Source organism: Nitrospirillum iridis, from assembly GCF_014205765.1.
GTDB classification, from domain to species: Bacteria; Pseudomonadota; Alphaproteobacteria; order Azospirillales; family Azospirillaceae; genus Nitrospirillum; species Nitrospirillum iridis.
Genome location: NZ_JACIIZ010000007.1, coordinates 296,832 through 318,341, shown reverse-complemented (window position 1 = coordinate 318,341; position 21,510 = coordinate 296,832). Strand labels below are relative to the sequence as shown.

The 21,510-nt window shown below is 68.7% G+C and carries 19 protein-coding genes; 7 read left to right on the top strand and 12 right to left on the bottom strand.

Annotation, left to right across the window (positions count from 1 at the left end; genetic code table 11):
• Positions 1 to 469: 469 nt before the first annotated feature.
• A complete protein-coding gene (locus tag FHS74_RS14665; RefSeq protein ID WP_343066921.1) occupies positions 470 to 3,880 on the bottom strand; it encodes a S41 family peptidase in 3,411 nt (1,136 codons plus the stop codon).
• A gap of 219 nt (positions 3,881 to 4,099) precedes the next feature.
• Between FHS74_RS14665 and FHS74_RS14660 the strand changes: the two genes are divergently transcribed.
• A complete protein-coding gene (locus FHS74_RS14660; protein ID WP_184801736.1) occupies positions 4,100 to 4,708 on the top strand; it encodes a hypothetical protein in 609 nt (202 codons plus the stop codon).
• Positions 4,709 to 4,866: 158 nt separating this feature from the next.
• A complete protein-coding gene (locus tag FHS74_RS14655) occupies positions 4,867 to 5,784 on the top strand; it encodes a type 2 periplasmic-binding domain-containing protein (RefSeq protein WP_211106307.1) in 918 nt (305 codons plus the stop codon).
• Between the two features lie 36 nt (positions 5,785 to 5,820).
• On the opposite strand, the gene FHS74_RS14650 is transcribed toward FHS74_RS14655, so the two are convergent.
• The 5 genes from FHS74_RS14650 to FHS74_RS14630 all read right to left on the bottom strand — a co-directional run bounded on the left by FHS74_RS14650 (position 5,821) and on the right by FHS74_RS14630 (position 9,296).
• The gene (locus FHS74_RS14650) at positions 5,821 to 6,309 is read right to left on the bottom strand and encodes an arsenate-mycothiol transferase ArsC (protein WP_184801732.1); all 489 of its coding nucleotides are present in this window, start codon (positions 6,307 to 6,309) and stop codon (positions 5,821 to 5,823) included.
• Between the two features lie 8 nt (positions 6,310 to 6,317).
• On the bottom strand, positions 6,318 to 6,836 hold the full coding sequence (locus FHS74_RS14645) for a UPF0262 family protein (protein ID WP_184801730.1): 519 nt from the start codon (positions 6,834 to 6,836) through the stop codon (positions 6,318 to 6,320).
• Positions 6,837 to 6,847: 11 nt separating this feature from the next.
• Positions 6,848 to 8,140, bottom strand: a complete 1,293-nt coding sequence (hisD, locus tag FHS74_RS14640) for a histidinol dehydrogenase (protein WP_184801729.1) — start codon at positions 8,138 to 8,140, stop codon at positions 6,848 to 6,850.
• Complete coding sequence (gene hisG / locus FHS74_RS14635; protein WP_184801727.1) at positions 8,130 to 8,873, bottom strand: ATP phosphoribosyltransferase; 744 nt, start codon at positions 8,871 to 8,873, stop codon at positions 8,130 to 8,132. Before hisG ends, hisD begins: the two co-directional genes overlap by 11 nt.
• Positions 8,874 to 9,020: 147 nt before the next feature.
• Complete coding sequence (locus tag FHS74_RS14630) at positions 9,021 to 9,296, bottom strand: cysteine rich repeat-containing protein (protein WP_184801725.1); 276 nt, start codon at positions 9,294 to 9,296, stop codon at positions 9,021 to 9,023.
• A 181-nt stretch (positions 9,297 to 9,477) separates the two neighbouring features.
• Here FHS74_RS14630 and FHS74_RS14625 point away from each other — a divergent pair, with 181 nt between their 5' ends.
• Genes FHS74_RS14625 through FHS74_RS14610 form a run of 4 tightly spaced genes read left to right on the top strand, consistent with a single transcriptional unit; the run spans position 9,478 to position 11,920 of the window.
• Positions 9,478 to 10,350, top strand: a complete 873-nt coding sequence (locus FHS74_RS14625; RefSeq protein ID WP_184801723.1) for a sterol desaturase family protein — start codon at positions 9,478 to 9,480, stop codon at positions 10,348 to 10,350.
• A complete protein-coding gene (locus FHS74_RS14620; RefSeq protein WP_184801721.1) occupies positions 10,347 to 10,961 on the top strand; it encodes a sigma-70 family RNA polymerase sigma factor in 615 nt (204 codons plus the stop codon). Before FHS74_RS14625 ends, FHS74_RS14620 begins: the two co-directional genes overlap by 4 nt.
• A 3-nt stretch (positions 10,962 to 10,964) precedes the next feature.
• A complete protein-coding gene (locus FHS74_RS14615) occupies positions 10,965 to 11,405 on the top strand; it encodes a hypothetical protein (protein WP_184801719.1) in 441 nt (146 codons plus the stop codon).
• A 50-nt stretch (positions 11,406 to 11,455) separates the two neighbouring features.
• Positions 11,456 to 11,920, top strand: coding sequence for a periplasmic heavy metal sensor (locus FHS74_RS14610; RefSeq protein WP_184801717.1), 465 nt, complete (start codon positions 11,456 to 11,458; stop codon positions 11,918 to 11,920).
• 1 nt (position 11,921) lies between these two features.
• Here FHS74_RS14610 and FHS74_RS14605 read toward each other — a convergent pair whose 3' ends face one another.
• The 3 genes from FHS74_RS14605 to FHS74_RS14595 form a co-directional block, all read right to left on the bottom strand.
• Complete coding sequence (locus FHS74_RS14605; protein WP_184801715.1) at positions 11,922 to 12,362, bottom strand: DUF2948 family protein; 441 nt, start codon at positions 12,360 to 12,362, stop codon at positions 11,922 to 11,924.
• Positions 12,363 to 12,542: 180 nt separating this feature from the next.
• Entirely contained in the window at positions 12,543 to 13,241 is a 699-nt protein-coding gene (locus tag FHS74_RS14600) for a LysE family translocator (RefSeq protein ID WP_211106306.1), read from the bottom strand.
• Positions 13,242 to 13,774: 533 nt separating this feature from the next.
• Positions 13,775 to 15,256: a catalase gene (locus tag FHS74_RS14595; RefSeq protein ID WP_184801799.1), complete on the bottom strand. Its 1,482-nt coding sequence runs from the start codon at positions 15,254 to 15,256 to the stop codon at positions 13,775 to 13,777.
• Between the two features lie 195 nt (positions 15,257 to 15,451).
• Here FHS74_RS14595 and FHS74_RS14590 point away from each other — a divergent pair, with 195 nt between their 5' ends.
• On the top strand, positions 15,452 to 16,330 hold the full coding sequence (locus tag FHS74_RS14590; RefSeq protein WP_184801713.1) for a hydrogen peroxide-inducible genes activator: 879 nt from the start codon (positions 15,452 to 15,454) through the stop codon (positions 16,328 to 16,330).
• A gap of 7 nt (positions 16,331 to 16,337) precedes the next feature.
• Here FHS74_RS14590 and FHS74_RS14585 read toward each other — a convergent pair whose 3' ends face one another.
• The 3 genes from FHS74_RS14585 to FHS74_RS14575 form a co-directional block, all read right to left on the bottom strand.
• Positions 16,338 to 18,881 carry a DUF3141 domain-containing protein gene (locus tag FHS74_RS14585; RefSeq protein ID WP_246463137.1) on the bottom strand — a complete coding sequence of 848 codons (2,544 nt, stop codon included), beginning with the start codon at positions 18,879 to 18,881 and terminating at the stop codon, positions 16,338 to 16,340.
• A gap of 162 nt (positions 18,882 to 19,043) precedes the next feature.
• Positions 19,044 to 19,463 carry a hypothetical protein gene (locus FHS74_RS14580; RefSeq protein ID WP_184801711.1) on the bottom strand — a complete coding sequence of 140 codons (420 nt, stop codon included), beginning with the start codon at positions 19,461 to 19,463 and terminating at the stop codon, positions 19,044 to 19,046.
• A gap of 174 nt (positions 19,464 to 19,637) precedes the next feature.
• A complete protein-coding gene (locus FHS74_RS14575; protein ID WP_184801709.1) occupies positions 19,638 to 21,338 on the bottom strand; it encodes a methyl-accepting chemotaxis protein in 1,701 nt (566 codons plus the stop codon).
• Positions 21,339 to 21,510 lie beyond the last annotated feature (172 nt).

Below are 21,510 nucleotides of genomic sequence, written 5' to 3'. Positions count from 1 at the left end.
TATGACTTGCCCATGATCCACCTCCGACAAAGGGGAATCACATTCGACCTTCAATGGGAATCCTCTGATTCCGACTTCTGGTGCGATGCTCTAGCTCTTGAGCCGGCTGCGATAAATCGGAACCACAGCGGGCTCCATGGCCTCACCACCCCCAAGGCCGTTGCCAGCAAAGGGGAGCGGGTATCGGCGAAGGGATTGACAAGTTGTGGGACGCGACCGCGTCCATGGCATCGACCAAACAAATTTCATCCGCCGCCACAACCGGCAGCGCATCGCGCCATACTTGAACCATGGCCGCAGCCCGCGCCGCCCAGAATGTCGGAGAACTGCTGATTGGCGTCGCGGGCCGGGACAATGCGGGTCATGGCTCAATCCCCTGGAAAGGGTTCACCCGGCCCTTGAGAAGGCCGCCGGGATCGGATGAAATCAAGTGGGGATGCAGGTCCATGCCTACATCCCCACAGTGACCTCACCTTACCGGATCGGGCAGCACCGGCTTGCGGTCCGGGTAGGCCGGGCGCTTGAAGGGGACCGGTGGATTCTTGGCCAGCTGGTCCAGGGCGACGGCCACCGCCTTTTCCAGCTGCGGATCGTGGCCCTGGCGCACCAGGGCGGGGTCCTGCTCCACCTCCACATCCGGCGGGATGCCGATGTTCTCCACCTCCCACTCCCCATGGGTGCCATAGAGCGCCCAGCGCGGCGCGGTGATGGAGCCGCCGTCGATCAGCGGGGGATAGCCGCCGATGCCGACCAGACCGCCCCAGGTGCGCACGCCGACCAGGGTGCCGAGATTGGCCTTGCGGAACAGCCAGGGCAGGGCGTCGCCGCCCGATCCCGACATCTGGTTGATGATCATGACCTTAGGCCCATAGATGGCCTGCGCCGGCTCCACCATCTCCTCGCCCTCGCGGGTGGCGTTCACCATTTGCGGCGTCTTCTTCATCTGGTCGACGATGAAATCCGCGATCTCCCCGCCATGGTTGAAGCGTTCGTCGATGATGGCGCCCTGCTTGCCCACCTGCGAATAGTAGTAGCGGTTGAAATTGGAGAAGCCGCCCGACGCCGTGTCCGGCAGGTAGACATAGGCCAGGCGCCCACCGGACAGCTGGTCCACCTTGCGGCGGTTCTCCTCCATCCAGGTGTGCAGGCGCAGCTTGGTTTCCGAGGGCAAGGGCACCACGGTCACCTGGCGCGAGCCACTGCCGTCCGCCTTGGGACCGACGGTCAGCACCGTCTGCTTGCCGGCCGTGCCCAGGAAGTAGCGGTAGACCTCCTCCTCCGTCGTCACCTCCCGGCCGTTGACCGCCAGCAGCAGGTCGCCCACGGCGACGTTGACGCCCGGCTGGGTCAGGGGCGCGCGGGCCCCCGGCGTCCAGCTTTCCCCCTCCAGGATGCGGGCGAACTGATAGCGGCCGGCCACGACGCGGTAGTCGGCCCCCAGCAGGCCGACGCTGACCCTGTCTTGCTTCGGCAGGGCGCCACCGCCCACGAAGGTATGGCCGACACCGATATGGCCGGTCATCTCCGCGAACAGGGCGTTCAGGTCGACGCGGCCGGCCATCGCCTCCAGGAAGGGGGCGTAGACGCGTTCGGCCCGGGCCAGGTCCAGCCCTTGCGCCTTGGGATCGTAGAGGAAGTCCCGCTCGATGCGCCAAGCCTCATGGTACATCTGCCGCCATTCGGCCCTGGGGTCCACCCACACCTGCATCTCGTCCAGCTTGAGCGCGCTGGCCCCGCCATCCGGCGCCTTGTCGGCCCCGCCAACGAACCACCGGCCGTGCTGGGCGTACAGCACCTTCTGCCCATCGGCGGAGACGGCGAAGCTGCCGGCGTCCACGCCATCCAGGAACTTGTCGACCTTGCGGGTCTTCAGATCGAAGCGCGCGATCTCCACGCCCGGCGGGCCGGCCTCATCGCCGTCCGTGTAGTCCTCGTCCGTCAGGGCGATGGGCGAGGCGCCAGCGAAGACCACGCCTTCCGTCCCCACTTCGATGCCGGCCAGGTTCACGCGCGGAATGGGCAGGGCCAGGGTGCGCTGGTCCAGGCCGGCGAAGTCGATGCGGACCTCCTTGGCCTTCTTGCCGTCAGCCTTCTTGCCATCACCCTTTGGGGCATCGTCCTTCTTGTCGCCCGCGTCCGGGGCCCCGTCGTCCTTGGCCTCGGCCTTGCCTTTTCCTTTGTCGCCGCCCCCTTTGCCGGCCGCCGGCTCGTCATCGCTTTCCGGCGCCAGGGGCGAGGGCAGGTCGCGGCGCAGCACCATGACGTAGACCCGGCCGTCGGTGGCGCGGCCCATGCTGGACATGTCCAGCCAGCCCGGGTCCAAGCCATTGTTGGTGAAGGCGACGAAGTAGAGATACTTGCCCCCCCGGTCAAAGCGGGGCGACGTGGCGTTGCTGCGCCCGTCCGTCACCATCTGCGTCTTCTTGTCCGCCAGGCTGTAGATGAAGATGCCGTGCAGGTGGTTCTGCAGCTGCTTGGAATAGGCGATCCAACGGCTGTCGGGCGACCAGGACGGGTCCAGGCGGGTGGCCGGGCTGTCATAGCGGTCGGTATCGACCTTGACCGGCGTGGGATGGTCCCCGGAATGGTCCAGGTCCACCACCCACAGGTTCAGCCGCTTGTCGGTGTAGGCGATCTTCTTGCTGTCGGGCGCCCACAGCGGCCCATAGAAATAGCTGGGCGGTTGCCCCAGGCTGATGACCCGGACCGGCCCCATCCCGTCGGAGGAGCGCAGATGCAGGGCATACTCCCCGCCCTCGTCGGAAAACCAGGCGACGGTCTTGCCGTCCGGCGACCAGGCGGGGTCGCGGTCGGCCACGCCGGGGCTCTGCGTCAGGTTACGCACGTCGCCCTTCTCCGCCGGCACGGACAGGATCTCGCCCCGGGTTTCGACCAGCACGCGCTTGCCCGTGGGCGATAGGGCGGCGTGCAGGATCTGGCCTGGGTCAAGGGTTTCCAGGTGCGCCCGCGTTTGCGGCAGCTCGCCGGATATCGCCACCGGCACGGCGCGCGACTGGCGCGTGGCGGTATCGAACAGGTTGAGGGTGCCGAACTGGTCGTAAACGATGCCGCCGGGACCGGCCGACGCCGACTGGATGTCGAACCCCTTCTCGTTCTTCACCACGGCCGTGACCTTGGCCGTCTTGGTGTCATAGGCGTAGAGGGCCACGGGCCCGTCGCGGTCGGACAGGAAATAGACCGTGTCGCCCGCCCACATGGGGTTGCGGTCGTTGGAATTGTCGCGCGGGACCTTGATGATGCCGCTGTCGCCCAGCGCCGCGATCCACACCCGCGCCGTCTGACCGCCGCGATAGTGCTTCCACGCCGGCTGCCATTGCGAGAACGGCGTGTAGGCCAGGTGGCTGCCATCGGGCGAATAGCTGGCCTCGAAGCCGGAAGGCAGCGGCAACGGGCTGGCGAAGCCGCCCGTCACGGGAATGGTGTAGAGCTGTTCCAGGTCGCGCGGCGTGGTGCGCGGCGTGCGGAACAGCACGTTCTTGCCATCCGGCGTCCAGCCCACCGCCACGTCGCGGCCGGGGTGCCAGGTCAGGCGCCGCGGTTGCCCACCGCCCACCGGCACGACATAGACGTCGGTGTTGCCGTCATAGGTGCCGGTATAAGCGATGAGGCCGCCATCGGGGGAGAAGACCGGGCCGCTGTTCTGTCCCTGCCCCGCCACCAGCAGGCGGGCCTGGCCACCCGCCCGCGGCACCGTCCAGATCTGGCCGCCATAGTCGAAGGCGATCAGGCCGGCCGACAGGCTGGGGTGCTGCAGCATCAGGGGCGGTGGGGCACTGGCTTCAGGCGGTTTGCTTTCCGGCGACTTGCCCTGGGCGAAAGCCATGGAACCGGAAAGAGACAGGCACGCAAAAAGCGCCACACCAAGCCACCGCATCAGACACCGCCGGATTGTAAAAAGGCATAGGCCGATTGTTCCATACCCTTCGGCGGGACACCATGCCTTTGAGGGTGGCGAACCGGCCAACGTCCGCCGCTGGCCAACGACTGCGGCGGGTGGCCGCGGCCCCGGCTTCCCGGCGCCGGTTGCAAATCACCCGACACTTCGCATAATTGCGATGATAGGGCGAACGGGGGCGGTATGCTGGTTCGAAAGAATGCCGATGAGGTCCTGGTGACATTCGCTCGCCTATCGCGCCTGCGCGGAGACAGGGGGGTGACGGGCTTCGTCTACGCCAACCGGGACTATGCGCGCCTGCGCCGCCTGACCTGGGGAATGCTGTCCGCCGTCCTGGTCCTGTTCCTCGTCCATCTGGCCCTGCTGGCCAACTGGGCGCCGCCCGCCTATGGCGGGACCTTGGCGAACCTGCCCCTGCCCTTCCTGGGCCTGGCCGAGGTCATCGCCATCTACGCCTATATCCGCATCGCCCGACTGAACACCGTAAGGCGTGTGGCTTTCGCGCCTTACGGCGATCCCCCCGTGCTGGCGCGATTGTCCGTGGTGGAAACCTTCCTGATCGTCGTCTGTCCCATCGCCATTTTCGGGCTGTACCAGTTCCACCATCTGTTCCTGGCCTCGATGCCAGAGGCGTTCCGGCAAAAAAGCCTGATCACCCTATGCGATACCGTGCTGGCCGCCACCTTCGTCTTTGGCGGCTGCGCCTACGCCTTCATCACCTCGGTCATCGTCATCAACGCCGCCGCCAATCTACGCCACCGCCCAGGTCCGGAGGCCCCGCCAGCCCCGTGACGGGGGCCCCTTCCCGTCCACTGATTTGGCGACGGGTACGGCGGCGCGCCATCCGCCGGCGAATTTCCACCCCCCGTGGCCGGCCAGATGGCAAGATCAGGAGAGCGGGCCGCGACCGGGGTATTGTGGCCGGGGCGCCCTGCGGGGGGACCGATCCGATGGGGTGGACGAGGCTGGTGGCCGCATTGCGCGCCGCCCTGGTCGTGGGTGGCATGGTGATGGGCGCCGTGGCGGGACTGCCGCCGGCGATGGCGCGGGCGCAAGACAGCGCCGCCGAAAGCTTCACCATTATCTATCCCCGCGCCACGGAGAACGCGACCGACCCGCGCGACGATTACCCCTTGGGCCTGCTGCGCCTGGCCCTGGACAAGATGGGCGCCCGCTACACCATCCGGCCCAGCACCACCGTCATGGAGCAGGCCCGCGCCGCCGTGGCCCTGCAACGGGGGGCCGAGGTGACCCTGCTGTGGAACGGCATGTCCGCCAAGCTGGAGCGGGAATTGCGGCCCATCCGCATCCCTTTGTTCCGGGGCGTCCTGGGCTATCGCCTGTTCATCATCAACCAGGCCGCTCAGGCCCAGTTCTCCGCCGTCCGCACCCTGGACGATCTGAAGCGCCTGACGGCAGGCCAGGCTCTGGGCTGGCCCGACGTGGACATCCTGCAGGCCGCCGGGTTGCCGGTGGAGGCCTTCCGCTATGATCTGCTGTTCCGCCTGGTCGGCCTGAACCGGGTCGACTATTTTCCCCGCGGCGCCAACGAGATCTTCGCGGAGGTCGCGGCCCGCCGCCCCCAGGTGCCCGAACTGGCGGTGGAAAACGACCTGGTGCTGGTCTACCCCTTCGACAGCTTCTTCTACACCGCCAAGTCCAACGAGGCCCTGGCCGCCACCATCGAGCGGGGCCTGCTGAAGGCCTACGAGGACGGTTCCTACCTCAAATATTTCAACGACAGCCCCTACATCCGCCAGATGCTGGCCGAAGCCCATCTGGACAGCCGCCGCCGCATCGACATCCCCAACCCGCTGCTGTCCCCCGAGACGGCGGCGTTGCCGGACAGGTTCTGGTATGGGCGGTGAAAGGGGGTGACGGGACGCGTCTGGAAAGGACGCGCCTCACAACACCGGTACGGGCCCCAAGGGGAAACGCTGCTTGATGCGGGCCAGCAGGGTGTCGCGGACCTGGCGGTAGGCGGCGAGGCGGGTCTCGCGGTTGCCTTCGATGACACTGGGGTCGAAGGTGTGCCAGAACTCCACGTCGCAGGCGGTGGTGCGGGTCATTTCCACGGCGCGGTGCTGCGCCTCCGGCGACAGCGACACCACCAGGTCGAAGCTGGTGTCCTCCAGCTGGTCGAAGGTCTTGGCGCGGTGGCGGCTGATATCGATGCCCATTTCCTCCATCACCGCCGTGGCGAAGGGGTCGGGGTCGCCCTCGCGCACGCCGGCGCTGTCGACATAGAGGCGACGGCCGTGCAAATGGTGCAGCAGGGCGGCGGCCATGGGCGAGCGGATGGAATTGTGGGTGCAGGCGAACAGCACGCTGGTGATCTGGGCCGGATGCACGGCAGGGGCGAAGGCGGCGAAAGGATCCGGTGTCTCCGCCATCTCCGCCGTCAGCCCCGGATATGCAGGACGCAGATGAGGGTGAACAGGCGGCGGGCCGTGCCATGGTCCATGGCGACCTTGGCGGCCAACCGCTCGCGCAGAATGTCGGATCCTTCGTTGTGCAGGCCGCGCCGCCCCATGTCGATGGCCTCGATCTGCGACGGGCTGGCCGTCTTGATGGCCTTGTAATAGCCCTCGCAGATCAGGAAATAGTCGCGAATGACGGTGCGCAGGGGCGTCAGCGGCAGGGTGATGCGATCAACCTCCGCATCCCCTTCGTCCCGCAGGTCGAAGACCATGCGGTTGTCCTCGATGGACAGGTACAGGCGATAGGGGCCGGATTGGGGATGGTCCACCAGCTGGAACTGCTGGTTTTCCTCCACCAGATCGAACAGCGCCACCGCCCGCTCATGCTCCACCTCCGGCCGGCGGCGGATGGCCGTCTGCTCCACCAGCTGGACATGGATGATGCGCTGGCGGCCGGGATCCGGGGGGCGGCCATCATCCGGGGGGCGGGCGTCCGACATCCGGGGAGCCCTCAGCCGCCCAACCGGACACGGACCGACAGGGCGTGCGCGCCCAGGCCCTCCGCGTCCGCCAGGATGGCGGCCTGCGGGCCCAGCCGCCCCAGGCTGGCGGCGTCGCAGCCAACCAGCGTGGTGCGCTTCATGAAGTCCAGCACGTTGAGGCCGGAGGAGAAGCGGGCGCTGCGCGCCGTCGGCAGCACGTGATTGGGCCCGGCGATATAGTCGCCGATGGCCTCGGGCGTGTAGCGGCCGAGGAAGATGGCGCCGGCGTGGGTGACATGGGATGCCAGCGCGTCGGGATCGGCCACGGCCAGCTCCAGATGCTCCGGCGCCAGGCGATCGACCAGGGTCACCGCCTCATCCAGGTCGCGCACCAGGATGGTGGCGCCGTTGTCGCGCCAGCTGGCGCCGGCGATGACGGCGCGCGGCAACGTCTTCAGATGGGTGTCCACGGCGTCGCGCACCGCCTGGATGAAGGCGGCGTCATCGCTGATCAGGATGGACTGGGCGCTGCTGTCATGCTCGGCCTGCGACAGCAGGTCGGCGGCGATCCAGGACGGGTCGTTGGCGCCGTCGGCCACCACCAGGATCTCCGACGGGCCGGCGATCATGTCGATGCCGACGGTGCCGAACACCTGGCGCTTGGCGGCGGCGACATAGGCGTTGCCCGGGCCCACGATCTTGTCCACGGGGCGGATGGTGGCCGTGCCATAGGCCAGCGCCGCCACCGCCTGGGCCCCACCCACGCGGTAGATCTCATCCACCCCGGCGATGCGCGCAGCGGCCAGCACCAGGGGCGACAAGGCGCCCTCGGGCGTCGGTACCACCATGGCCAGGCGCGTCACCCCCGCCACCTTGGCGGGGATGGCGTTCATAAGGACGGAACTGGGGTAGGACGCCAGGCCGCCCGGGACATAAAGGCCCACGGCCGACAGTGGCGTCCAGCGCGCGCCCAGACGGACACCGACATCATCGACATAGTCATAGGCGTCGGGCGTCTGGCGGCGGTGAAAGGCCTCGATCCGTCGCGCCGCCAATTCCAGGGCCGCCAGCACCTCGGGATCGCAGGCGGCCACGGCGGCCTCGATCTCGCCCTCGGTGATGCGCAGCCGGTCGGGCGTCAGGTCCAGCTGGTCCCAGCGGCTGGTGTATTTGATCAGCGCCTCGTCCCCGTGCAGGCGCACGTCGCGCAGCACCTCGGCCACGGCGTCGGCCACATCGGTCTGCGATTCGCGCTTGGCGTGCAGCAGCCGGTCGAAGTCAGCCTCGAAGCCGGCATCGGTGGTGCGCAGGTCACGCGGCATGGCTGACAACCTCCGTGAAGCGGTTGATCCAGTCCTGGATCTCCGGATGGCGCGTCTTGAAAGCGGCGCGATTGACGATAAGGCGCGAGGTCACGTCGGCGATGTGCTCGATCTCCACCAGGCCGTTGGCCTTCAGCGTGGCGCCGCTGGAGACCAGATCGACGATACGCTGGCACAGGCCCAGCGACGGGGCCAGTTCCATGGCGCCGTTCAGCTTGATGCATTCCGCCTGCACGCCACGGCGGGCGAAGTGGCGGCGCGTGACCTCGGGATATTTGGTGGCGACCCGCACATGGCTCCACCGCGACGGGTCGTCGCCCTGCGCCTCGGCCACCGGCTCCGCCACCGCCAGGCGGCAATGGCCGATGCCCAGATCCAGGGGCGCGTAGATCTCGGGATAATCGAATTCCATCAGCACGTCGTTGCCGCACACGCCCAGCTGGGCGGCGCCAAAGGCGACGAAGGTCGCGACATCGAAGCTGCGCACGCGGATGATTTCCACATGCGGAAGGTTGGTGGCGAAGCGCAGCGCCCGGCTTTTGGGGTCATCGAACGCCGCCTCGGGCTCCAGCCCCACGGCGGTCAGCAGCGGCCGCACCTCATCCAGGATGCGCCCCTTGGGCAGGGCCAGCGTCAGCCGCTCCGGCGCCGCGGAGACGGCGGCGGCATGCGCGTGCCCGGGTGTGGAAACCGGGGGCGTCGGGGCGGGCGGGGGTGGCACGGCGGCAGGCATTTGAAACGCGGGCTCCGAAGGACGAACCCCATTCCGGGTCCGGAGGGCCGCAGAATAGCAGATCATCCGCCCCCGCCAACGTTTTGGGTTGGAGGGCAGACCTGTCTGTTTCAACAGGGGCCGCCCGCCCTCTGACCCGCCGCCCGCTTACTGGCCCTGCGGCGCCTGGCCCTTGGCCGGCATGGTGGCCAGCGCCGCCTTGCAGTCGGCCGACAGCTTGTCTTCATGGGCCTTGAGGCAGGCCAGGATGCGGCCGCCCCCCGGCTGTTCATCCTTGCACAAGGCCTGGCGGTCGGGCTGGCAAGCCTTCATGGCGGCGCGGGCGGCCGGATGCTGACCATCCTGGGCCTGCGCGAACACCAGGGTGGGGACGGCAAGCACGGTCAGGGCCAGGGACGCGCCGACAAGCAGTCTGGACATCATGGCGAGGGTTCCTCATCAAAGGCTGGACGTGGGCCGGCGAAACCGCCGCCTGGTTTTGGTACGCCCCGACCCGGTCCGACTGTTCGGCCCCGATTTTTAAAATTGGCGCCACGGCACCCGAACACGGGGCCGCGTCCCCACCGTATCACCGCCGATTCCCGGTTTTCCCTGAGGTCCGGCCATGGCCATCGGTGGTGGTGCCAACATCATCCCCCTAAACCTTTATCCCGTCGTCGTGGCCGCCATCGTGGCGGAGGTGGCGTGGTACGCCGCGCGCGGCCGCCGATATCCCTGGGGCGAAACCGCGACCTCGGTCGCCATCTTCCTGATGCGCATCCCGACAAAGCTGGCGCTGGCCGGCATCGTCGCGCCCATCGCCTGGGTCGCCTGGACGCACCGCCTGGTCACGGTGCCGTTGGACCGGTGGTGGGGCCTGGCGCTGCTGTTTGCGGGGGAGGAGTTCTGCTACTACTGGGCCCATCGGCTGGGCCACGAGGTGCGCTGGGTCTGGGCGTCGCACAGCGTCCATCACTCGCCCACCTCCTTGCACCTGGCCAGCGCCTTCCGCCTGGGCGTTACAGAGGTGGTGTCGGGGGGCTGGCTGGTTTACATGCCCCTCTATCTCCTGGGCTTCCATCCCGTGGCGGTGGCGACCATGCTGGCGCTGAACCTGTTCTACCAGTTCTGGCTGCATACCGAGGCGGTGGGCACCCTGGGCCCACTGGAATGGGTGTTGAACACCCCCGCCCATCACCGGGTGCACCACGCCACCGGCCCCGCCTATCTGGATCGCAACTATGGCGGCATGGTCATTGTCTGGGACCGGTTGTTCGGCACCTTCGCCCGCGCCTTGCCCGGCGTGCCGCTGACCTACGGCCTGATCCATGTCCAGCCCAGCCACAACCCCGTCATCGTCGCCTTGCGCGAATGGGCGGCCATGGCTCGCGACGTGGCCCGGGCGCGGGGGCCGCGCGCGCGCCTGCGCCAGCTGTTCGGCCGGCCGGGCGACAGTCTCGGCGCGCAAGCTGCCCTTCCGGGGCGGGACAGCCTGTGACCGACCCGCAGCCATTGCCCCCGCCCCCTGAAACGGACAGGGAGACGGACGACGCCCTGATGGCCCGCATCGCCGATGGCGACGAGGGCGCGCTACGGCTGGTGGGCCATCACCATTACGCCGCCACCTGGCGGCTGGCGAAGCGGCTGCTGGGGTCGGACGCCGAGGCCGACGACGTGGCGCAGGAGGTGATGGTCCGGGTGTGGAACCATGCCAAGCGCTGGACAGCCGGCCGGGCGCGGCTGTCCACCTGGCTCTACACCGTGACCTATCGGCTGTGCGTGGACCGGCTGCGCGGCCGCCGGCATGCCCCGCTGGAAGCCGCCATGGACGTGGCGGACCCGGCGGAGGGTGCGGCCGCGCGGATGGAACGCTGGTCGGAGGAGCAGCGGGTGCGCGCCGCCCTGGCCACGCTGCCAGAGACGCAACGCGCCGCCCTGGTACTGTTCTATTACCAGGAAATGCCGGGGCCGGAGGCATCGGCCACGCTGGGCGTCTCGCTGCCCGCGTACTGGTCACTGCTGCACCGTGCCCGCGGCGCGCTGGAACGGGCGCTGCGCAAGGACGGCAAGGAGACCGGGGCCAAGGACATCAAGGGACGAAAGGGGTGAGCTATGACCGTTGAGGAATTCGCCCGGCTGCTGGCGGCCCATGGGCCCGATATCGACACCTGGCCATCACGGGCCCGGCGCGCGGCCTTGCGGCTGCGCGACGATGACGCCACGGCGCAAGATTTGTGGGAAGGAGCCCTGCGCCGCTGGAGCGCCCCACCCCCCGATGGGCTGGAGTCCCAGCCCGGCGCCGCCCGTATCCAGGCCGGCATCGACGCCAGCCTGCGCCGTATCCGCCAACAGCGGGCCGCCCCATCCCTGCCCCGTCCTTGGGCCGCCTGGCTGACGCTCCGGCCGGCCGGCGCCGTCCTCGCCACCATGGTGGTGGCCGGCTGGCTGGCCGGCACCTGGCTGTCACCGGAACCCGGGGGGCCCGCCGGCGCCGGTTCCCTGGCCGCCCTGTTCATCCTGTCGGGCGTGGGTGGCGACTGGCTGGTGCAATGACGCGCCGACCCGCTTCCCCGCCTCCGGCATTCAAAAGAAGGCTTGTCCCCATGCGTCTCACGCCGACACTGCGCCTGGCGCTGATCCTGTCCCTGGCCCTCAACCTGTTCCTGCTGGCCTTCGTCGGCGCGCAGCAATGGCGTCAGCAGGCGGCGCTGCGCGCCCTGCCCCCGTCCATCGCCCGAACCCCCGCCGGCAACGTGTTGGCCACCCTTTTCGGCCAATTGGCGGCGCAACTGCCGCCGGATGACCGGCGCCTGCTGCGGAGCGCCATCCTCAGCCACACCCCCCAACTGGAACAGACGCAGGCCCGCTTCGCCGCCGCCATGGACCAGGTGCGGACGGAAATCGACCGCACCCCCCTGGACACCGCCGCCCTGCGCGCCGCCATGGCGCAGGCCCGTGAACAACGCCAACCGCTGGGACCCGTGCTGGAGGACATCGTGATGGAGGTGCTGCCCCAGATGTCGGCGGAAGGCCGCCACATCCTGAGCCGCTATCGCGGCGGGCGCTGAATTAATGGTGCGTCGGTTCGACCAGGGCAGGCCACGGCTCCGACACGTCTTCGAGTTTGAGGCGCATGTCCTGCCCGTCCAGCAGGATGGCGCCCCCCGCCGCGAAGCGGAGGAGGATGCCGCCCGGCACCGCCTCCAGCGCCAGCAGGCTGAGGGGACGGGTCCGGTCATGGGGGTCCAGCCCCCGGTAGCGCACCCGCCGCACGCCGCTGACGCCCAGCGCGCTGTGCACGCGTTCCAGCCCGTCGCCTTCCCCGGCGGCCTCATCGCCGGCCAGCGGCACGCGCGCCGCCTTTTCCCAGCAGAAACGGTTGAGCACCATCAGGAAAACACCGTCGCGCGGATACCAGGTGATGTCGGACAAGGGCAGAAGCGCGTCCTGCACCAGGCCCGACACCACGGTCAGGTCGACCGCATCCTCCGCCGCCAAGCGCAACACCATCGCCACCCCTCCGCCGGGTCCATCCCTTGTCCCACGCCTGATCCTAATCCCGGTCGGGCCGATCGGTAAAAGGCGCATGCGATCCATGGCATCGGCCAAAAGCCCCCGTCCGTCGGGCTTAAGCAGGTCCTTCCACCCCACGCCCTTCAGCGTCGATCTTGGGGGGGGGGAACCCGGGGCTCAGAGCACGGCGCGGTGCAGTTCCACCGCCGCGAAGGCCAGGAACGCCAGCCCGGCGGCGACGTCCAGCGCCCGGACCACGCGCGGCGCCATCACCCCGCGCAAGATCCACACCCCCGCCACCAGCGCCACCCACCATAGCAATGACCCGGCGGCGACACCCGCCACCGTGGTGGCGATGCGAAGACGCATCAACCCCGCACTGGACAGCGCGGAAAGGGGAACGAAGGCGGTGAGCATGGCGGCGAAGACGATGATGGTGGGCGGATTGGTGAGCGTCAGCAGGAGGGACGACGCCCAGGCGCGGGGCAAGGTCAGCGCCCGAGCCGATACCGACCGGCCAGCCTCCGTCGCGGGCGCCTGGGCCTTGGGTCGCAGGGAGACGTAGCCCAGCCACGCCAGGAACAGGCCGGCCATGAGATGCAGCGGACGGCTGTGGTCGGCCAGGAAGGCCGACACCTCCGTCAGGCCCAGGGCGGCGATTCCGGCATAAATCCCGTCGCCGGCCGCGATGCCGGCCCCGGTGGCCAGGCCCAGGCGCCAGCCACCGGCCAAGGTGCGGCGCATGCACAGGAACGCCATGGGGCCCACGGGCGCCGCCACACCCAGGCCCAGCAGCATGGCCTTCAGGAAAACGCCGGCGAACGCCGCCGGGAGGAACAGGTTGGGGGCGATGGTGATCAGCGTGTCCAAATCCATGGGGGAACCGTCCCAAGCTCAAAGGACCCTTCCACCCCGTGGCCCGGAAAACACCGGGTGGCAAGTCCATCGCCCCCTCGACGGGATGGGCCAATGGCAGCGGGCGGAAGCGGGTCGCGTATGGATGAAAAAACAACAAAAAGCCCCGCGGGCGCTGGGCTCGCGGGGCCTGTCAAGGGTGCGTCGGGGACGGTGTTTAGCCGTTGACCCCCAATGACCCAGTCATAAACAGACAATACCCCGCCCCAACCGGCACAGCGGCTTGCTGGCTAAATTGGAGAACGAGGCGCATCGACGTATGACCGTTTGTTGTGATGGGCCAGAGGCTATGCCGCCGGGGGGCGCCGCCACAACTGTAAAGTGAGCGACCCTTAAAGAAAGATGTGGCCGGGTGGTTTTTGGGACACACCCGGCCACCAGGTTCCCTGGTGCCAAGGCCAGTTCCCGGTGTGGGGATCACGGGGAACGGGCCGGTTTGGGGGACGGGCGCCAGGGTGGGACGGACAATCCCAGGGACCCGAGGCGGAACAGGATCAGGAGACGGCGGTCTCCGGCCGGCCGGCGCCTTCGCCGCTGGCCAGCGCCCGGCGCACGCCGTCGGCATACTCCGGATGGACCTTGGCGAAGTGGCCCAGCTGGCGATCCACGATCCCCTGCGGCACGCCCTGCATGGCGGCGGCGATGTTGGCGAACAGCCGCGCCTTCTGGTCCTGATCCATCAGGGTGAACAGCGCGCGGGGCTGGCTGTAGTCGTCATTGCCGTCGCGGTGGTCATAGCGATCAACCGCGCCCGACAGGCGCAACGGCGGTTCCGCCACGCTGGGGTCCTGCGCCGGGCCGCCCAGGCTGTTGGGCTCGTAATAGGCGTCGGGGTTGCCGGTGTCGTTGCGGAAGAAGCGCATGGCCCCGTCCTTGTGATAGTGGTGCACCGGGCATTTGGGCTGGTTGACCGGCAGCGCCTCGTAATGCGTGCCCAGGCGATAGCGGTGGGCGTCCGCGTAGGAGAAGATGCGGGCCTGCAGCATCTTGTCGGGGCTGTGGCCGATGCCGGGCACCACGTTGGACGGGCTGAACGCCGCCTGCTCGATCTCCGCGAAGTAGTTGTCCGGGTTGCGGTTCAGCTCCACCACGCCGACGTCGATCAACGGGTAGTCGGCATGCGGCCACACCTTGGTCAGGTCGAAGGGGTTGTAGGGCGTCTGGCCCGCCTCGGCCTCGGGCATGACCTGGACCTGCAGGGTCCAGCGCGGGAAGTCGCCCGCCTCGATGCTGCCGAACAAGTCCTCCTGATAGCTCTCGCGGGATTGGCCCACCACCCGCGCCGCCTCGTCGTTGGTCAGGTGCTTGTGGCCCTGCCGGGTCTTGAAGTGGAACTTCACCCAGAAGCGTTCGCCCTGGTCGTTCCAGAAGCTGTAGGTGTGGCTGCCATAGCCGTTCATGAAGCGCGGGCTGGGCGGCAGGCCGCGGTCGGACATCAGGATGGTGACCTGGTGCAGGCTTTCCGGCGACAGGGACCAGAAGTCCCACATGGCCGTCGGGCTGCGCAGGTTGGTGCGGGGGTGGCGCTTCTGGGTGTGGATGAAGTCGGGGAACTTCAGCGGATCGCGGATGAAGAAGACGGGCGTGTTGTTGCCCACCAGATCCCAGTTGCCCTCCTCGGTATAAAACTTCACCGCGAAGCCGCGCACGTCGCGCTCGGCATCCGCCGCCCCCAGTTCGCCAGCGACGGTGGAGAAGCGGATCAGCAGGTCGGTCTTCTTGCCGACGGCGCCGAACAGCTTGGCCCGGGTATAGCGGGTGATGTCGTGCGTCACCGTCAGGGTGCCGAAAGCGCCCCAGCCCTTGGCATGCACCACGCGCTCCGGAATGCGTTCCCGGTTCTGGTGCGCCAGCTTTTCCATCAGCTGATAGTCCTGCATCAGGACGGGGCCGCGCGGACCGGCGGTCAGGCTGTTCTGATTGTCGGCGATGGGCGCGCCGGCCGTGGTGGTCATGCGGGGCGGCTGGTTGGTCATGGCGAACACTCCGTCATCCAAGGGGGGACACCGCATGCGGTCGGTATCCGGGGAAACATTTGGGCGCCATCGCGGGTAGGGCGAGGTCCCGGCGAAGGGAAAATTAGGCCGCCCAACGTCATGCGTAAAATCGATTGTTCATATCGCAACGATAGTTGACATATATTGAACGCCTTCTCAGGAGCCCTGACGCCGATGAATCTGCGCGACCTGCGATACCTGCTGGCGGTGGCCCAGCACCGCCATTTCGGCCGGGCCGCCGCCGCCTGCAACGTCAGCCAGCCGACGCTCAGCAGCCAGGTGGCCAAACTGGAGGCGCGGCTGGGCGCCGCCTTGTTCGAACGCACCAACAAATGGGTGGCGCCCACGCCGCTGGGGGAGGCGGTGCTGGTGCATGCCGCCCGCGCGGTGGCCGAGGCCGACGCCATCGTCGCCCTGGCCGGCGCCCGCGATCCGCTGACGGGCCCGCTGACCCTGGGCGTCATCCCCACCCTGGGCCCCTATCTCATGCCCCGCGTCTTCGCCCCCCTGCGCCAACGCTGTCCCCACCTGACCCTGGAATTGTGGGAGGACACGACCGACGCGGTGGTGGAGCGGCTGCGCCGCCGCCAATTGGACGCCGCGCTGATCGCGACACCGGTGGCGGGTGACGACCTGGTGGAGCGGCCGCTGTTCCGGGAGGCGTTCCTGGCGGCCCTGCCCCCGGACCATGCCCTCGCCGGACTGGCGACGGTGCCGGAGGCGGCGCTGGCCCCAGACCTGCTGGTGCTGGCCGACGGCCATTGCCTGCGCGACCAGGCCCTGGCCGCCTGCGCCCGCCCCGATCCAGCCGGCTGGTCGCTGCGCGCCACCAGTCTGGAGACGCTGCTGAACATGGTGGCGGCGGGCTACGGCACCACCCTGGTGCCGGCGCTGGCGGCCGAAACCCACGCCGCGCGGCGGGACGTGGTGTTCCGCCCCCTGGCCGGTGCGGAGACCGGCCGCCTCATCCGCCTGGTCAGCCGCCCCACCTTCCCCCGCCAACCGGCGCTGGAGGTGTTGGCAGAGCTGGTACGGGGGGTGGGGCCGGCCTGAACCTCGCCTACCGCCCGGGCACCTTGGCGCGGCGGGGGGCCGGGGACCGCTTGGGCCCGGCGACCGGGGCCGGGGCGACAGGTCCAGGTTTGGACTCGGCCACGACATCTGCCGCCGGGAAGGTCGGTTCCCCGGTGATGAGCGGCGGTTCGCCCGGTGGCGCCTGTTTCGGGGTGGCGACGACCTTGGCGCGGCGCGCCTTGGCGGCGGGCTTGGGATCCGCCTCGGGCGTCGGCGCCTGGTCCAACACCGGGCTGGGCGGCACCGGGCTGGGCGGCACCGTGTCCACCACCGGGGCCATCGCGACGTGAGCGTCCTCTCCCGGAGGCGCCTTGGCCGCCAGGTCCCGGAACAGGGCCAGTAAGCCGTCCAGCCGTTCCTGGCCGCGGACATCCAGCGGACCTGCGGCGCCGGCCACCGTCACCAGACTGTCCGACAAGCGGCCGATCTCCTCCGCCGTGGCACCGGCCAGCAGTTCGGGCAGGGTTTCCAATGCCGCGGCCGGGTCCAGCAGCAGCATCAGGAACTGGTCACGCACCAGCTGCTTGAACTCCGGCAGGCTCAAGCCGCGGCCATGGGTGTCGCGCAAGCCCCGCAGGGCGTTGAACCCCCGCGCATCGGCCATGCGCTCGGCCAGCGCCACATGCAGCAGCGCCCGCATACCGGCCTCGCGCAGGCCACCCACATGCAGGCGGTGGCGCAGCTCCGCCCCCTGTTCCGCCAGGAAGCGGCGGTGCTCCGGGGTCTCGCCCGGATGGCTGCGCGGCGGGGCGTCATCGGCGTTGAGGCCGAACAGCGCCTGGGTCACCGGATGCCCGTAAATGCCCATGAACATTGCCTCGCACGCCGCGTCGCGACGATCGCGATAGACGTCCAGTGCCGTTTCCATGTGGTGGGCCAGCCGCTGCTCCAGCGCGCGCCACACATTTTCCGCCCCCACCGGCCGGCGGTCGCGCCGGGCGGCAGCGGCCAACTCGGGCACGCCGTTCAGCCACGGGTTGGTATCGGAAAACAGTTCGTAGCTGAGGCGCAGGGGGTGCAGGTTGCGCAGCGCCTCCGCCGTCGTTTCGCCCATCATCTGGCGCACCCAGGGCTGGACGAAGTCCCGGTAGAGGCCCAGCGTCACCCGCGACAGGCGGGACACGGTGGCGAAGCGGCGCTCATCGTCCGCGATGGGCTGCACATGGGCGGCCACGTCGCCAATGCTGCGCGCGGCGAAGCGCAGAACGTTGGGGTCGCCCTCCTGCCCCGACTGGCCGGAGGGGGCGGCCTCCGCCGGCAGGATCTGCGCCTCGTAAAGGCCCGGGGGCAGCACATCGATGAAATCGATGTTGGAGGCGAACTCGCGGTGTTCCTTCCGCGCCACGGCGGCCGATACGAAGATGCCCAGGTGACCGACACTTTCATGCACCGCGTAGACGATGGTCTGGCCGTGGCAACGGATGTCATCCACGCTTTCATACAGATCGGAGATCCAGCCCAGCGCCTGTGGCGGCGGCGAAATGTTATCGCCCTTGGAACAGAAGACGATGATGGGGGACCGGATGGCGCGCAAATCCACGCGCACGCCGTCCTTGGTGACGATGTCGGCCGTGGCCAGGCGGTTGCCCACGAACAGCTTGTCGACGATGTACTGGATTTCCTCGCCGTTCAGCAGGACGTGGCCGTTCCACCACTTCTCAAAGCCCAGATAGCGCGACGCCTCGGTATCGACCTTGTCCCACAGGGCGTACTGCTTGCCCACCAAGGTGTTGCCAGGGTTCAGATTCTCGAAATTCTGCACCAGCCAAGCGCCGTCGAACAGGCCAGCACCCATGTCACTGGTGAACGCGGTCAGCCAGCTGCCGCCCAGCAGGCCGCCGCTGTAGCGCATGGGGTCCTTGCCCCGCACCCCGGCCCAGAAGGACAGCGGCGTGCCGGCGATGATGATGGGGCCGAACAGGTCGGGCCGGATGGCCGCCGTCATCATCAGCTGCCAGCCGGCCTGGCAGTTGCCGATGACCACGGGCTTGCCCTCCGCCTCCGGATGCAGGGCGATGACCCGCTCCAGGCAGGCGGCCTCGGCGGCGATGACGTCCTCCACCGTCTGCCCGGGCAGGGGCCGGGGCAGGAAGCCGATGAAATAGCAGGGGTGGCCGGCCGCCAGCGCCACACCGATCTCGCTGTCGGATTTGAAGCCGCCGATGCCGGGGCCATGACCGGCGCGGGGATCGACGACGACGAAGGGCCGCTTCTTCAGATCCAGTTCAACGCCCGCCGGGGGGATGATGCGCTGCAGCGAATAATTCACCGGCCGGGGCAGCGTGGCGCCATCCAGGACCGTCTCGCTTTCAAAGCTGAGGACGGTGGGTGCCGTCTGGGCCATGTGCTCATGATACTGGGCGCCGCGCTGGCGCAGCACATCCATCACCAGGGCCGTGCGCTGCCAGGCATCCACCGAATAGGCCAATCCATCCTGCCACAGGCGGAAAGGCCAATGGTTGCTGGGGTCGAGGAAGCCCGACGGCATGCCAAACGGCGCGCTCGGGCCGGTAGCGTCGGTAAAGGCCATCAGCGTTCCCTCTCCAGATCATTCCCGGGCGCCGGACCTCCCCCGGTCCTTGCGCGACGGAAGAACCCCGCGGGGCACAGTATACCCAACCGATCTCGCAAGCGCGAAGAAGGTTTTGCGTCGCACAAAAGGCGTAGGTCGCCGGAACCGGCGCCCGGACGATCAGAAGCTGAGGCAGCGGGCGGCACGGTCGATTGCGGCCTTATCCAGCACGATGCCCAACTCCGCCGCCACCGTGCGTGCCTGCCGCCAGGACGCGCAGGGGATGCGGAAGCGCCACGGCACGGGCTCACCCGCCCAAACCACCAGCTGGGCGAGCGCTTCCGGCCGGGCGATGTCGGCGGGGCGGATGGGCTGGACGGCCACCTCGGCCAGGGGGAAGTCGGCGGCGCGACGGGGATCGCGCACCCATACCCGCCCGGAGGCCAGGTCCACCGTGACGGACCCGCCAGCCGGCAGATGGGGGGGCGTGGCGAAGGCCCAGTCGGCCCGGCCAGGCGACTGGGGCGGAACCGATGGCGCGGGATCGGTGCGATGGGTGATGAGGTCGATCAGGGTGTCGAAGCCCAACATGGCGGTCAATCCGGCAGGTCATGCGAGGGCCCCATTGAGCCGCCGGGCGGGCATTAAAAATCCATATCAGAAGGTCCGGCCGTTCCTTAAAAACCCAAAAGGCCTGGGTGTGCGCCGGGGGGGGGACGCATGCTGGGCAGGATCCGCCCCCCGCGACGGTGACCGGGAGGTCGCCCCCGCGGATCAGGCGGCTTTGACGCCGGTGATGAAGCGCGAGACCTCACTGTTCAAATCTTCCGCCTGGTGCGACAGATCGCGGGCGGCGTCCTGGATCTGGGTGGCCGCCGACCCGGTGGCCAACGCCGCCTCATGCACGCCGGTGATGTTGCGCGACACGTCTTCCGTACCCTTCGCGGCCTCGTTCACGCTGCGGGCGATCTCCGAGGTGGTGGCGGACTGCTCCTCAATGGCGGAGGCGATGGCCATGGCGATGTCCGACATTTCGTTGATGGTGCGGCTGACGCTTTCGATGGCGGCCACGGCCTGGGTCGTCAGTCCCTGGATTTCACCGATCTGGCTTTCGATGTCGCCGGTGGCCTTGGCCGTCTGGTTGGCCAGGCTTTTCACCTCGCTGGCGACGACGGCGAAGCCCTTGCCGGCCTCACCGGCCCGTGCGGCCTCAATGGTGGCATTCAGCGCCAGCAGATTGGTCTGGCCGGCGATGGCACTGATCAACTGCACGATTTCACCGATGCGATGGGCGCTATTGGCCAGCTGGCGGGCCGTGGCGCTGGTCTGGGTCGCCTCCTGGATGGCCTTGGTGGCGATGCTGCGCGACTTTTCCACCTGGCTGCCGATCTCCTGCACCGTCGCCACCATCTCATCCGTGGCGGCGGCCACCGTCTGAACGTTGGCGGAGGCCTGCTGGGCGGCGGCGGCCACGGCGCTGGATTGGGCGTTGGTCCGCTCCGCCGTGCCGGTCATGCTTTCCGCCGTCGCCGTCATCTCCGTGGCGGCCCCCGCCAGCGCCTCGACCAGCTGGGCGACCTTGGCCTCGAAGCCCTGGACCAGGCTTTCCAACGCGCGGGCCCGGCGTTCCTTGGCCTGGCGTTCCAATTCCTGGGCCTGGGCCAGGTCGCGCGCCTTGACCATGCCGTCACGGAACACCTGCAGCGCCCGCGCCAGGGTACCCACCTCGTCCCCCCGGCCGGTGTCGGCGACAGTGACGGCCAGGTCGCCCGCCGCCATGGTTTCCACCACCCCCGTGGTCCGGGTGATGGGCCGCACCACGCCGGAGACGATGACGAGGGTGGCGCCAGCGCACAACAGCGCGGTGATGAGGATGGCCCCCCAGGTCATCCACACCGCGCTGTCGTACAGCGCCGCCCCCTGATCCGCCGCCTTCTTGCCCTCCGCCCCATTGAAAGCGGTATCGGCCAGGACGCTTTCCCGGGCGGACTGGTAGGCCTTCAGCCCATCCCCCAGATACAAGGGCATGCCCTTCGCCATCTCCCCCTTGCGCGCCAGGTCCTCAACCTCGGATGCGATGCTCTTGTATCGCGCCCAGGCGGTATCGAACGCCGTCATCAGGCGTTCATCGTCGGTGCCAACCGTCAGCAGGGGCTGATAGTCGGCCCGGGCCCTGTCGGCTGCGGCCACGGCGTCGACAAAGAGCTTCTCCGCGGCTTCCATCGAGGCCCGGTCGTTGGCGGTGGCGGCCATGATCACCCGCCCCTCGACCACGCGGACGTCGGTCACCGTGACGCCCAGCCGGCCCAGGGCCACCGTGGACGGCAGCCAGTTGTCGCGCATCTCGGCCGCGGTGCCGTTGACGGCGGCGGTGCGGCCCAGGCCGAACAGCCCCAGAGCCAGCGTCGCCACGAAAACCGTCAGGAAAGCGGCCAGGACCTTCAAGCGGATGGAGAGATTTTGCCAGGCGGTCATGGTTGGGCTCCTTTCCGAAGGGTCCAGCTGGAGAACAGCGACGCTTCTTGATCCTCCCGTTCTGGTTAAATTTGGATTAAGCACCACGGGGGGCGGCCCATGCGGGCCACGCGATTAACGTGCTGATATAATTTCAGTATTTTCTCTTTCCTTGAGCTTTCCTGAGGGATGG